This window comes from Deinococcus sp. AJ005 (genome assembly GCF_009017495.1).
Taxonomy (GTDB): domain Bacteria; phylum Deinococcota; class Deinococci; order Deinococcales; family Deinococcaceae; genus Deinococcus.
The window spans coordinates 3,128,335-3,141,295 of record NZ_CP044990.1 but is presented as its reverse complement, the minus strand read 5'-3'; the positions used below and the strand labels follow the sequence as shown (position 1 = coordinate 3,141,295).

General features: G+C 65.1%; 10 protein-coding genes. 6 read left to right on the top strand and 4 right to left on the bottom strand.

What is annotated here, in order from left to right:
• The first annotated feature begins 34 nt into the window (after window positions 1-34).
• From DAAJ005_RS17105 to DAAJ005_RS17090, 4 genes are all read left to right on the top strand, one after another.
• Complete coding sequence (locus tag DAAJ005_RS17105; RefSeq protein ID WP_151848152.1) at window positions 35-622, top strand: hypothetical protein; 588 nt, start codon at window positions 35-37, stop codon at window positions 620-622.
• Window positions 623-633: 11 nt separating this feature from the next.
• Entirely contained in the window at window positions 634-1,788 is a 1,155-nt protein-coding gene (locus DAAJ005_RS17100) for an MFS transporter (protein WP_151848151.1), read from the top strand.
• 46 nt (window positions 1,789-1,834) lie between these two features.
• Window positions 1,835-2,671 (top strand): enoyl-CoA hydratase/isomerase family protein, encoded by an 837-nt coding sequence (locus DAAJ005_RS17095; RefSeq protein ID WP_151848150.1) that lies wholly within the window; start codon window positions 1,835-1,837, stop codon window positions 2,669-2,671.
• A gap of 362 nt (window positions 2,672-3,033) precedes the next feature.
• A complete protein-coding gene (locus DAAJ005_RS17090) occupies window positions 3,034-4,026 on the top strand; it encodes a malate dehydrogenase (protein ID WP_151848149.1) in 993 nt (330 codons plus the stop codon).
• Window positions 4,027-4,094: 68 nt separating this feature from the next.
• On the opposite strand, the gene DAAJ005_RS17085 is transcribed toward DAAJ005_RS17090, so the two are convergent.
• Both DAAJ005_RS17085 and gmd read right to left on the bottom strand, forming a co-directional pair.
• Window positions 4,095-5,111, bottom strand: a complete 1,017-nt coding sequence (locus DAAJ005_RS17085; protein ID WP_304523493.1) for a GDP-L-fucose synthase — start codon at window positions 5,109-5,111, stop codon at window positions 4,095-4,097.
• The gene (gmd, locus tag DAAJ005_RS17080) at window positions 5,111-6,157 is read right to left on the bottom strand and encodes a GDP-mannose 4,6-dehydratase (protein WP_151848148.1); all 1,047 of its coding nucleotides are present in this window, start codon (window positions 6,155-6,157) and stop codon (window positions 5,111-5,113) included. The genes DAAJ005_RS17085 and gmd overlap by 1 nt, the downstream gene beginning before the upstream one ends.
• Window positions 6,158-6,683: 526 nt before the next feature.
• Here gmd and DAAJ005_RS17075 point away from each other — a divergent pair.
• Window positions 6,684-9,377 carry an AAA family ATPase gene (locus tag DAAJ005_RS17075; protein WP_151848147.1) on the top strand — a complete coding sequence of 898 codons (2,694 nt, stop codon included), beginning with the start codon at window positions 6,684-6,686 and terminating at the stop codon, window positions 9,375-9,377.
• A gap of 400 nt (window positions 9,378-9,777) precedes the next feature.
• Window positions 9,778-10,539 (top strand): NAD-dependent epimerase/dehydratase family protein, encoded by a 762-nt coding sequence (locus tag DAAJ005_RS17070; protein WP_192930814.1) that lies wholly within the window; start codon window positions 9,778-9,780, stop codon window positions 10,537-10,539.
• A 287-nt stretch (window positions 10,540-10,826) separates the two neighbouring features.
• Here DAAJ005_RS17070 and DAAJ005_RS17065 read toward each other — a convergent pair whose 3' ends face one another.
• Both DAAJ005_RS17065 and dnaB read right to left on the bottom strand, forming a co-directional pair.
• Window positions 10,827-11,495 (bottom strand): NUDIX domain-containing protein, encoded by a 669-nt coding sequence (locus DAAJ005_RS17065; RefSeq protein ID WP_151848145.1) that lies wholly within the window; start codon window positions 11,493-11,495, stop codon window positions 10,827-10,829.
• Window positions 11,495-12,841 (bottom strand): replicative DNA helicase, encoded by a 1,347-nt coding sequence (gene dnaB / locus DAAJ005_RS17060; protein WP_151848144.1) that lies wholly within the window; start codon window positions 12,839-12,841, stop codon window positions 11,495-11,497. The genes DAAJ005_RS17065 and dnaB overlap by 1 nt, the downstream gene beginning before the upstream one ends.
• Between the last annotated feature and the right edge of the window lie 120 nt (window positions 12,842-12,961).

Below are 12,961 nucleotides of genomic sequence, written 5' to 3'. Positions count from 1 at the left end.
GCAACGTGGGCAGGAATGCTTTAGCCTGCCCGTCATGCTGACCTTTGAAGAAGCCGCGCGGCGCGGTGCAGACCGAGTGGGCGCGGAAGTGGTGCGGCTGGCGGCGCAGGACGTGCGCGGCATGGTGGTGCCGCCCGAATTTGAGGAAGCCTTTTACCGCAGCGTCAACCTGCCCGAACAACTGGGACGCCTGTTCGCACCTATCAACCCCAAGCGGATTGACGAGGACGTGCTGGAGGACCTGACCGCGCGGGCCGAAGCCCTGATCCGCACCAGTTTTCTGATGGATGACGCGGTACAGATTTTTTACCGGGCGCTGGGCAATGCCGGATTAGACAGAGGCGCGGTGCATGTGCGCCGTCCGGGGCTGCTGTCCACGGAGGAGGCCCAGGTCATGCCCCCCGGCACGGCGGCCCTGCAAGCCCTGAAACGGCTGTGGGCATCTGACTGGGCGTTTGGAGCGGTGCTGGCGCGGCTGGACGAGACTGGAGGCGTGGGCCTGGACGCCCGCCCCACCCTGATCTTTCCCGGCCTGACTGGCACGCCGGACCCGGTAATGGCCGAGGCGCTGGGGGTCCAGACCGCCTGGGTCAACGAAACGGGCCTCGTCGGCCTGCCTTGAGCGTCCGGGCTGTGCCGCCACATCCTCTTCTTTTTGCGGCGCTGGGAACGCTAGTCTTCCTGAACGTCTACGCGCCCCAGAGCCTGCTGCCCGTGCTGGCGCAGGAATTCAGTGCGGACGCGGCGCAGATCGGCGTTGTGATTGGCGCGACGACGCTGGCGATGGCCCTGGCCTCCCCGCTGGTGGGCGTGCTGGCCGACGCGTTGGGCCGCCGGGGCGTAGTGATCTGGGCCTTCGCGCTGCTGACAGTTCCGGCGGTGCTGGCGGTGTTTGCGCCCACGCTGGCGACTCTGAATGCGGCCCGCTTCGCCCAGGGTCTCCTGATCCCCGGCGTGATGGTGGCCCTGAACGCCCTGATCGCCGAGGAAGTCCCGCCTGCCGGACGCGCCCGCGCCCTGACCATGTATGTGACGGGCACGGTACTGGGCGGCTTTCTAGGACGCTTTCTGGCTGGGCTGGTGGCGGTGCGCTGGGGCTGGCATGCGGCCTTCTGGTTGCTGGCGGTGGCCTCGCTGGCTGGTTTTTTTCTGGCCCGCGCCGGATTGCCCGCTGAACAGCACTTCACCCCGCAAAGGAATGTGCGCGGCGTGCTGGAAAACCTGAGCGCCCATCTGCGAAATCCCGCGCTGCTGGCGACGTGTGCGGTGGGCTTTCTGATTCTGTTCACACTGGTGGGGCTGTTCAATACGCTGACGCTGCGGCTGGCGGCTTCCCCCTATTTTCTGAACACCGCCCAGACTGGACTGATCTTTGCCGTTTACCTGCTGGGCGTGGTCATCACCCCGATTGCCGGGCCGCTGCTTGCGTTGCGCGGCCCCAGAATCGCGCTGCTGACGGCGGTGGGGGCCAGTCTGGTGGGGCTGCTGCTGACGCTGGCCGCGCCGCTCCCCCTGATCATCGTTGGCGTGGCGGCGGGGGCTTGCGGCGTGTTTCTGGCCCAATCCGCCGCCCTGGCTGCCGTGCAGCGCGAGGTCACGCGGGCACGCAGTCTAGCCTCGGGGCTGTATCACATGGCGTATTATGGCGGGGCTGCCGCCGCCAGCGTGCTGGCCGGACATGCCTACGAGGGCGGAGGCTGGCCCTCGGTGGTGTTGCTGGTGACGGGCAGCATGGCACTGGCGGGCGTGGTGGGCCTGCTGGGCTGGCGAAAAACTGCTTCCGCCTGAGCTAGCCTCAAGCCATGACCTCACAACCCATGAACTTGGAGCAGCCGTGAATCTGGAACAACTCTGCGTCCCCGGCGCATATCCCGGCCTGCATCTGGAAGCGCATGACCTGACCGAAAGCGGCAGCGGCATCCTGGAAATCGTTATCCGAAGCGAGAAAACGCTGAACAGTGTCAACGCCGAAGCCCACCGCGCTTTAACGCAGGTCTGGCGCGACATTGACGCGGCTACGGGTGTGCGCTGCGTGCTGATTCGGGGCGAGGGACGTGGTTTCTCGTCGGGTGGGGATTTCACCCTCATTGAGGAAATGAGCAGCGACTTCACCGCCCTGGCCCGCGTGTGGCGTGAGGCCCGCGATCTGGTTTACAACGTCGTCAATTGCGGCAAACCCATCGTCAGCGCCATCCACGGCCCCTGCGTCGGCGCGGGGCTGGCGGTGGCGCTGCTGGCAGATGTGAGCATTGCGGCAAAAACGGCCCGCATTCTGGACGGGCATGTGCGCCTGGGCGTGGCCGCCGGGGATCACGCCGCGATCATCTGGCCGCTGCTCTGCGGGTTGAACAAGGCCAAGTACCACCTGCTCACGGGCGAACCCGTCTCCGGCGAGGAAGCCGAGCGCATCGGTCTGGTCAGCCTGTGCGTGCCAGACGACGAACTGCTGGACCGCTCGTGGAAGGTGGCCCGCAAACTGGCGGCAGGCAGCCCCACCGCGATCCGCTGGACCAAGTACGCCCTCAACAACTGGCTCCGCGCGATGGGACCCACCTTTGATGCCAGCCTCGCCCTGGAATTCCTGGGCTTCACTGGCCCCGATGTGAAGGAGGGCCTGAGCAGCCTGCGCGAGAAGCGCGAGCCGAGGTTTGCGGAGGACGCGCCGATCTGAGGTTGGTCTATGGATCTGAGGGCGAGGTCAGTTTGAGGGGCTTGGTGGTGCAGCGAGCTGGAAGGCGAACCCCTCAGTCTCCTTCGCAGCCAGCTCCCCTCAAAAGGGAGCTAAGAAAATCGACTAACACGGCAATTCTGCAACTCTTGCCTCCCTTCTAAGGGGAGGTGGCCCGTAGGGCCGGAGGGGTTAAACGGGCATGGCAGCCCCTTCCCCAAACCTTCCGGTGGTTCTATCTAAAAATAGAAAGCTTCAGATCGTCAGGCCCTACCCCTGTCCCCCCTAAAGAAACATCCCGCCCCGTCGCCGCCCCCGCCGCGTTATGGTGGGCTGAACATCAATTCACCCCAGGAGGAATTTTTATGGCGAACAAAGAACCCATCCGTGTGGCGGTTACTGGTGCAGCGGGCCAGATCGGCTATAGCCTGCTGTTCCGCATCGCGTCCGGCGACATGCTGGGCAAGGATCAGCCCGTGATCCTGCAACTGCTGGAAGTCACCCCGGCTCTCAAGGCGCTGCAAGGCGTGGTCATGGAACTGCGCGACTGCGCTTTCCCGCTGCTGGCCGACATCGTGACCAGCGACGATCCCAACGTGGCCTTCAAGGACGCCGATTACGCCCTGCTGGTGGGCGCGATGCCGCGCAAGGCGGGCATGGAACGCGGCGACCTGCTGTCGGCCAACGGCGGCATCTTCAAACCGCAGGGCGAGGCGCTGAACAAGGTGGCCAGCCGCGACGTGAAGGTGCTGGTGGTGGGCAACCCCGCCAACACCAACGCCCTGATCGCCCAGCAGAACGCCCCCGATCTGGACCCTGGACAGTTCACGGCGATGGTCCGTCTGGACCACAACCGCGCCGTATCGCAACTGGCCGAGAAGACTGGCAAGCCCGTGACCGCCATTCAGAACCTGACCATCTGGGGCAACCACTCCAGCACCCAGTACCCGGACCTGAGCCAGGCCACTGTGGACGGCAAACCTGCCCTGGATCTGGTGGACCGTGACTGGTATGAGACCCAGTACATCCCCACCGTCGCCAAGCGCGGCGCGGCGATCATCGAGGCGCGCGGGGCCAGCAGCGCGGCCAGCGCAGCCAGCGCGGCCATTGACCACATGCACGACTGGGCGCTGGGCACCCCCGAGGGCCAGTGGGTCAGCATGGGCATCCCCAGTGACGGCAGCTACGGCGTCCCAGAGGGGTTGATCTACGGCTTCCCAGTCAAGTGCAGCGGCGGCAAATACGAGATCGTGCAGGGCCTGGACGTCTCCGACTTCAGCCGGGGCAAGATGGACGCCACCGCACAGGAGCTGACCGAGGAGCGCGACGAAGTACAAAAGCTCGGCCTCTTCAAGTAGAAGCACAACAAGAAGAGGGGCGTGGTTCACGGACCATGCCCCTCTCTCTTGTTGTGATGTCAGCGCTGTTACGCCAGGGCTGTGCCCGTCCCACTTCCGGCCCCCACCAGCGCCTCACCGCGCACCTGACCCCGGTGGGCCAGATACCACTCCACGGTGCTGCGTAGGCCGTCCTCCAGCGAGATGCGGTGATGCCAGCCCATCGCGTGGATGCGGCTGACATCCGTGATCTTGCGCGGCGTGCCGTCGGGCTTGCTGGCGTCGAAGGCCAGTTCGCCGGGGTAGCCCACCACGGCCCTGATCTGCTCGGCCACCTCGCGGATGCTCAGGTCCTGACCGGTGCCCACGTTGATCGGCCCCGGCTCGGACACATGGCGCATCAGGAACAGGCAGGCATCGGCCAGATCGTCCACATGCAGGAACTCGCGCAGAGGGGTGCCGCTGCCCCAGATGCTGACCGTGGGGGAATGGGACTCGCGGGCGTCCACCATCTTGCGGATCAGGGCGGGCAACACATGGCTGCCCATCAGATCGAAGTTGTCCCCTGGCCCGTACAGGTTGGTGGGCATGGCGGAAATGAAGTCCGAGCCATACTGCGCGCGGTACTGGTCACACAGCTCGATGGCCGCGATCTTGGCCACCGCGTAGGCGCGGTTGGTGTCTTCCAGCGGGCCAGTCAGCAGGGCGTCCTCGCGCAGGGGCTGCGCCGCGTCGCGCGGGTAGATGCAGGTGGACCCCAGGTTCAGCAGTTTGGTTACGCCCGTGACGTGGGCCGCGTGGATCACGTTGGCCGCGATCATCAGGTTGTCGTACAGGAACTCGGCGGGGCGGGTGCTGTTGGCGTGGATGCCCCCCACCTTGGCCGCCGCCAGAAAGACGTACTGCGGGCGCTCCTGCTCGAAAAAGGCGCGTACCGCCGCCTGATCGCGCAGGTCCAGCTCACGGCTCGTGCGCGTGATGATGTTGGTGTGGCCCTCGGCTTTCAGGGCGCGGACCAGCGCGCCGCCCACCAGACCGCCGTGTCCGGCCACGTAAATGCGGTCACCGGGGCGCATCACATTCGCTTGCGTTGCGGCGGGCTGCATCAGAACGCGCCCATGCCTTTCAGGGCCACGCTATGTCCGGCGTCGCGCAGGGTGCGTTCCTGACGGGCCAGTTCCAGATCGTGGTCCACCATCTCCTGGACCAGTTCCTCGAAGGTGGTCTTGGGGGTCCAGCCCAGCTTCTCGCGGGTCTCGGTGGCGTCGCCCAGCAGGTAATCCACCTCGGCGGGGCGGAAATATCGCGGATCGATTTCCACGTAGTCCTCGGCCCTCAGCCCGGCCAGCGCAAAAGAGCGCTCGGCGAACTCGCGCACGCTGTAGGCCTCGCCGGTGGCGATGCAGTAGTCGCGCGGGGCGTCCTGCTGGAGCATCATCCACATGGCCTCCACGTAGTCGCGGGCGTGGCCCCAGTCGCGCTTGGCGTCCAGGTTGCCCAGGTACAGCTTCTTTTGCAGGCCCATCTTGATCCGGCCCACCGCGCGGGTGATCTTGCGGGTCACGAAGGTCTCGCCGCGCCGGGGGCTTTCGTGGTTAAAGAGAATGCCGTTGCAGGCGTACAGGTCATACGCCTCGCGGTGGTTGACGGTCTGCCAGTAGGCGTAAACCTTGGCCACCGCGTAGGGGCTGCGCGGGTGAAATGGGGTGTTCAGCCCCTGTGGAGGTGGCGCTGCGCCGAACATCTCGCTGCTGGACGCCTGATAAAAGCGCATGGGGTTGCCAGTGCGCCCGCCCACATCGCGGATGGCCTCCAGCAAACGCAGCGCGCCCAGCCCGGTCACGTCGGCGGTGTACTCGGCCTGATCGTAGCTGACCTTGACGTGCGACTGCGCGCCCAGGTTGTAGACCTCTTCCGGCTGCACCTTTTCCAGCAGCGCCCGGATGCCCGAGGCGTCGGCCAGATCGCCGTAGTGCAGGAACAGCCGGGCGTCCGGGTCGTGCGGATCGTTATACAGGTGATCGATGCGTTCGGTGTTGAAGGTGCTGGCGCGGCGGATCACGCCGTGAACCTCGTAGCCCTTGTCCAGCAGCAGTTCGCTGAGGTAACTGCCGTCCTGCCCGGTGATGCCCGTGATCAATGCTTTCTTCATAAGGTCTTCCTTCGTGCGGCGTCTCGGCCCCAGCCGCTACTCCGGCCACTCTCGACTGCACTTGTGGTGTCTTCCATCCTGCCACTTTCTATATGTCAGCCACTCTTCCAGAGATATATCAGCCACTGTGCCGGAGATCATCCACCGTTCGGGGGGCTTTTCTCCAGCCTGTCGCGGCAGCCTGCACGGCGCGGCGTTTCAGAACCGTAAACACGGTCTGTAAGTTCTCTGGCATAGCCCCTTCTCTAGTCTGCTGCTCAGCGTGGAGCCGGATCTTTTCCCCAGCCACATACCGCGCAAACTGACCCCAGGCTGACGGCGAATGAGGAAAACTTAACATGACCTGATCGCTGGAGGATATCTTGAACTGCACAATGGGTGTCCTGGGGAGTAAAACGAAAGTTCTAGCCTGACGCTCTATTTCTTTTCACACCCGCTCCTTCTTGCCACGCCCGCTGCCAGGCCATTTCAGAGCAGCTTCATTTGGTGACCGTTCCCCCTCGCCCGCCCCGCACGGAGTTTAGCTATGCTCACCGTACATCTGCTGGGACACGCGCACGTGACCTATAACAACCGCCCGGTGCCGCTGTCAGCCAAGGCCGTGGCGCTGATCACGTACCTGACCATTGAGAAGTTGCCCCAGCACCGTGAGCGGCTGGCCGATCTGCTGTGGAACACCCCCGAGGCCCGCAAGAACCTGCGCGTCGAGCTGGCGCGGATTCGCTCCGCCGGGCTGAATCTGTTTCCGCTGAGCCGTCAGCTCCTGTACCTGGAAAACGTCGAGACGGACCTGAACGGCTGGCTGGCGGGGCTGGGCAGTGATCTGGATCAGGCGGGGCTGGCCCAGTGGCTGTCTACCCTGCGTGGGGTGCCGCTGAGCGGTCTGGAAGACCTGGGCAGCCCGGCCTTTCAGGAATGGATCGACCACCAGCGCTGGGTGCTGACCGAGCAGACTGAGGAAGTGCTGGCGCGGGCTTACCGCCAGTTCCAGCGCGGCGGCAAGGGCTGGGCCACCCGCGCCATCGCCGCGCGGGCCGAGGCGCTGGGCTTTACCCATCCCGGCGAATTTCTGATGGAGGACGCCGACGCCGGGCTGGAGCTGCCGGAACTGGCGGCTGCCCTGCCTGCTGCCCGTCCTGCCCCGCTGCCCGTCCCGGCCCTCCCCACCGCCGGGCGGTCTGTGCTGGACAGCCCGGCGGCAGATGGCCCGCTGCACTTCCGCATCCCGGAGCGCGAGGCCGCACTTCGGGACAGCCTGAAGCGTGCCGCCCACGCCCCACAAGTGCTGGTCCTGCATGGCCCTACTGGCAGCGGTAAATCCCACGAAGCCGGACGCGCCCTGACTGAAGGCGGCTGGCTGACGCTGCGGATCAGCAACAGCCGGGCAGGCCGCCTGATCGTGGCGACGCTGGCGCAGGCCCTGCTGGCGCACCCGTTTTTTCCTGCACCGTCAGTTTCTACACCGTCAGGCAGTGAGGGCGGCGAACAGCCCGTTTCCCCCGACGCCGGGATGTCTGCGGCTGGTCACCAGTCCGCCAGCGTTCAGACCCTGCAAGGTGTGCTGCTGCGCCCCGGCAGCCTGGAAGAGGACGTGGTCAAGGTGGCGACGGTGCTGGCCACGGTGCCGCGTCCGGTGGCGATTGTGCTGGATCACGCCCACAACGGCCCGGTGGAACTGGCCTCGGTGCTGGAATTCCTGTTGAATGTTCCTTCGGCGGGTCCCCGTGCGCTGGTGATGCTCAGCCGCACGCCGCCGTCCCAGGCCCCGCTGTGCCGCGCGCTGCTGCGACGCTTTGGAGCGGCACAGTCCTCGGGCGCGCAGTCTGCAATAGCGCAGTCGCTGGTGCTGGAAGTCGCTCCTCTATCGCTGGGCAGTGTGGTGCAGGCGCTGGGGGCGCACGGCCTGTCCCGTGGCGACGCTGATCTGCACGCGCGGGCCGCTGTCCTGGTGCAGCGGAGCGGTGGCAACGCGCTGCATCTCCTTTCGCTGTTGCAGGAGAACGGACTGGAACAGGGGGATGTGGGCCGCCTGCCTCCCGCAGGCCATCTGCCCAGCGCCATGCGCGACACGTATCTGGGCGAGATCGACGGCTGGCCTGCGCCCCTGCGCGACGCCCTGAGCAGTCTGAGCGTGATCCAGGGGGATTTCAGCTTCGGTCTGGTCGGGTCCTTTCCGGAAACGGCGCGGCGCGGCCTGACCCCGGCGGCTTTGCTACGAGATGCCCTGGAACGCCGCGCCCTGGTAGAGACTGAACCGGCCAGCGCCCTGTCCTGGCCTGCTTTTGGTCCGGTGGGAGACGCTGCCCCCGGCGAGCCGTGTTACCGCTTCCGTGCCGAGGGCCTGCGGATCGCCCTGTCGGGCCAGTTGCCCCAGGCCGAGCGGCAGGAATTGCGGCGTCATCTAGCGGCAGAACTGGAGGCCAGCCAGCCGGGGCTGGCGCTGTATTACGCCGAACGTGCCGGGGCTGACGCGGACGCCGAACGCCTGCGTGTGGCCTACCGTTCCCGCCTGCCCGCAGGCAGCCCGCTGCTGCGTTCGCTCCATCCGGCGGCATCCACTCACGTCAAGCCAGAGCAGATCAGGGCAGCGCAGATGCTGTCGGCCCCGGCCCTGATCGCGCCGCCGTCCCGCCCAGTCCTTGAACCCCGGCAGTTGCCCGTTGGCGCCAGTCCCGCCGTGTCCTGGCAGGGCTACCTGCTGTCCTGGGAGCAGGGCGGCTGGCTCAGCATCCTGAGTCAGGGGCGCTACGGCCATCCGCATACCCTGCGGGTTCATCTGCCGGTGCCCACAAATCTCCGCGACGCCCCAACCCTCATCCTGAGGCTGGTCTGGCGGCTGGACGTTTTCCACGCCGGATATGAACTGGGGCCACATCAGATGGCCTTTCCGCTGCGCTTCGCGGTTCCTGGCGCAGACGGCGCGCGGGTGCTGACGCCCGACGCACCAGGCGACTACACCGAGGAAGGCCAGCGTCAACTGGTAGGCGCGGACGTGACCCTGGGCGGCTGGATGGAGCATGAACTGCATTTCAACATGGCGGGTCAGGCTGCCGAGCGGCTGGACCTGCATGTGCGCGCCCTGGATCTGGCCCTGACCATTGGTGAACTCAGCCTGAACGGGCACACCATCCTGCCGCTGACTGCTGCCCCTGAACGCCTGGGCGGTGCTGGGAGTCAGGATTCCTCTCCTGTACCCAGGTCGCTGGCCGTGCGGCACTGAAAAACGGGTGTGAGGGTCGGGGCTGATCCTGATAACTCATGAGTGGCGCATGCCGCTGCTGTCTTTCGTCTCCGGTGGCCGCCTTCCCACTCCGCATTCTGTCCATATCAATAGATTGAATCCGGTGTGGGTTTGAGGTGCTGGCGGAGAGCGATTCGCTGGGGGACATCCGTCCTGTCTCACACTTCCCCCACTGTATTAGCGCCGCAGTAACGCCGTTCCAACGACACTGCACGGATCAGGGTGACCCCCTCGCGCCAGGTCCGGTTCAGGGCCTGCCGCGCAGGGTCATCCGGTACGCCGGGGCAGGATCAACCTGTCTGCTGGCACAACCTTATCCAGCACGCTGCTGGATGCGGCGGGGCGCGGGGTGGGACCAACGATGAGAATGGGAATTCCAGTGAATGCCAAAATTTACGTGGCCGGGCATGACAGCCTGATCGGCGCGGTGGTGTGCCGCAAGCTGGAAGAGCTGGGCTACTGGAATATCATCACGCGCAGCGCCGAGGATCTCGATCTGCGCGACCAGGTGGCTGTTCAGTCTTTTTTCGAGCAGGAGCTTCCCGATTACGTGTTCCTGGCGACGCTGGCGGGCGAACACGTCCTTGACGGCCTGCTGCGTCCCGCCGAATCGCTATATGGCAAGGTCATGGGTGCCTTCAACGTGATTCACGCCTCGTATCTGTACGAGGTTCGCAAGCTGCTGAGCATCATCGACTGCCAGTTCAACCTGGAAGCCCTGCGCTACGAGGCCGACGATTTTGCCATCCAGGCTTACCAGAAAGAGGGCCAGGATAGCGATCACCTGACGCGCTCGATGGTCACGGGCCTGTGCGACCGCTACCGCCGCCAGTACAGTTGCGATTTTATCTCGGTGGTGTTCCATCTGGACGCCACCCCCAGCGAGGACGGTGCAGTTCCGTCAACTCTGTCTGGTTCGGTTCCGGCCTCCCTGTCAGGCAGCGCGCCGCTGGGGCAGCCGTCGTTGGGCCAGATGTCGGTTAGCGGCCCGGCTGCCTTGCAGGACAGCGCCGCGATGTGGCAGCGCGACCAACTCTATGCCGAGGACCCGGCCCACGCCTGCCTCTTTCTGATGGAGAACTTCTCGGCCACCGGACCGATCACGGTCAGGACTGGAATGCGCGGCGGCAACATGGCCTGACGTGCTGGCCTGACAAGGATTCTGTTTCTCTCGTGCAGGAATCCGGACAGCTTTGATTGATACGTGCCTGGAATCCATTTTTTTCTGCTGTTCCCAGCAAAATAGACTGCCGTCCCATATCCGTATGACGCAACGTCTTCCCTCGACTGACCCAGCTTGAAGAGGGGACGCCCGCCTTGGCCAGATTTCTGATCGGTTCCTGATCAAAGGGCCACCCACACAGCCGAACACCCTGAGCAGACAGACGTTACAGTCCAGCTCAGGGTGTTTTTTCAGTCTGCCACGTTCTACAAATCCGGCTCGTCGCTGAATTCTGGTTCGGAGATGCTCACGCTGCCCTCGCCCACGCGGCGGCGTTTGCGGAGCATGGCGGGTTCCTGGTCCAGATTGAACACAAAATGGCGCGGGCGGCGTTCGCGCAGCCAGGTTTCCAGCGCCACCAGACGCGGGCGGAAGCGGATGAATTCGCGCAGGTGCCGGATCGGTACGAATCGGGCTTCCTGTACGTCGCGGTCCGGATCTCGCGGCTCCAGCTTGCCGCTGACCTCGCGCCCGGTGTAGAAGAATTGCAGGTGGTGGCCCCAGGTCTGCGCCTTGAACTCCACCATAAAGGCCAGATCACGCAGTTCCACCACCAGCCCGGTTTCCTCGAAGGTTTCGCGCCGTGCGCCGTCCTGGATCAGCTCGCCGCCTTCCAGACCGCCTTTGGGCAGAGACCAGCGCCCCCGTTCACGCACCAGCAGAATCTCGTCGCCGCGCAGCACGATGCAGCCCACGGCGATACGCGGCCCCTCCACCACACGCTTTTGTCCGCGCTTGCTGGGCGGGGCGGGCACAGGCACCGCCACCGTGTTGGTGACCTGCCCCGGCCCCGGCGTGTTGCTGGGCGTACGCCGCCGCCGCCGCCTGCGCTGTCCACCCGCCGCCGCGCTCTTGCCCCCGCCGTCGCCGGTCATTACACGCCCTCCGGCGCGAGGTCATTGAAGCGGACGTGCGAGCTGTGAAATTGCAGCTTGACCGTGCCCACCGGCCCGTTGCGCTGTTTACCGATGATGATCTCGGCTATTCCCTGCTGATCGGTCTCCTTGTTGTAGTACTCGTCGCGGTAAATGAACATCACGATGTCCGCGTCCTGCTCAATCGCGCCCGATTCTCTCAAATCGCTCAGCATCGGCCTGTGGTTGGGGCGTTGTTCCACCGCACGACTGAGCTGACTAAGAACCATGATCGGCACTTCCATTTCACGCGCCAGACTCTTGAGACCGCGCGAGATCATGCTGATTTCCTGCTGGCGGTTGTCGCTGCCGCCGCTACTCTTGCCCCCCGACATCAGTTGCAGGTAGTCCACCACCACCAGCCCCAGTTGCCCGTGCTGCGCGGCGATGCGCCGCAGCTTGGAGCGCAGGCCGTTGAGCGTTAAATCCGGCTCGTCGTCAATGACCATGGGGGCCTCGGCCAGTCGGCCCGCCGCGTGCGCCAGCCGCTCGAAATCCCGTTCGTTGAGCTGCCCGCTGCGGATGCGGTTCATGTCCACGCGGGCCTCGGAACACAGCATTCGCAGCGCCAGTTGCACGCTGGGCATTTCTAGGCTGAACACCGCCACGGTTTTCTCGCCGCGCAGGGCGACGTTCTGAGCGATGGACAGGGCGAAGGCCGTTTTTCCCATTGAGGGACGCGCTGCCAGCACGTTCAAGCTCCCCTTCTGCAAGCCCGAGATCTGCTCGTCCAGATCCTTGAAGCCGCTGCTCACGCCGTCGGGAATGCCCTTGTTGGCGTGCAGCAGGGTGATGTACTCGAAGGTGTCGTGGACCACTTCGCCCATTGCCTGATACTGCTCGCCCTTCTGCTTCTGCTCGGCCACCTCAAAGATCATCTTCTCGGCGCGGTCCAGGAGGTCTTCCAGTGGGAGTTGCGCGTCGTAGGCCAGTTGCATGGCCTTACCCGATGCGCTGATGAGCATACGGAGCGTGTGCTTTTCCTGCACGATGCGCGCGTAATGCTCGGCGTAGGCAGCGGTGGGCACCTGGTCCGACAGACCGATCAGGTAGGTCAGCCCCCCCACTTCATCCAGCGTGCCCTTGCTGCGGAGGTCCTCGCTGAGGGTTACCAGATCCACCGGCTCGCCGCGCTCCTGCAAATCGCGCATGGCGGTAAAGATCTTGCGGTGGCCCTCGCGGTAAAACATCTCAGGAGACACCGTGTCGCCCAGGCTGCTCATGGTGTCGTTGTCCAGCAATACGCTGCCCAGCACGCTGATCTCAGCGTCGTTGCTGTGCGGTGGAACGCGCGGCGTGAGTTCCAAAATCGTGTCTCCTTCGCCCGGTCGTGCCAGCCAGCGCTGCTCCCGGAAAGCGGAGACGCGCGGCACACGCGGGGGTCAATTCGCGGTGAAAATACGGGGTGGGGACGGATGGGCGGTCCC

Coding starts and splice junctions, on each gene's coding strand:
- DAAJ005_RS17105 (WP_151848152.1), top strand. CDS start 35: ATGCTGACCTTTGAAGAAGCCGCGCGGCGCGGTGCAGACCGAGTGGGC.
- DAAJ005_RS17090 (WP_151848149.1), top strand. CDS start 3,034: ATGGCGAACAAAGAACCCATCCGTGTGGCGGTTACTGGTGCAGCGGGC.
- DAAJ005_RS17085 (WP_304523493.1), bottom strand. CDS start 5,111: ATGCAGCCCGCCGCAACGCAAGCGAATGTGATGCGCCCCGGTGACCGC.
- gmd (WP_151848148.1), bottom strand. CDS start 6,157: ATGAAGAAAGCATTGATCACGGGCATCACCGGGCAGGACGGCAGTTAC.
- DAAJ005_RS17075 (WP_151848147.1), top strand. CDS start 6,684: ATGCTCACCGTACATCTGCTGGGACACGCGCACGTGACCTATAACAAC.
- DAAJ005_RS17065 (WP_151848145.1), bottom strand. CDS start 11,495: ATGACCGGCGACGGCGGGGGCAAGAGCGCGGCGGCGGGTGGACAGCGC.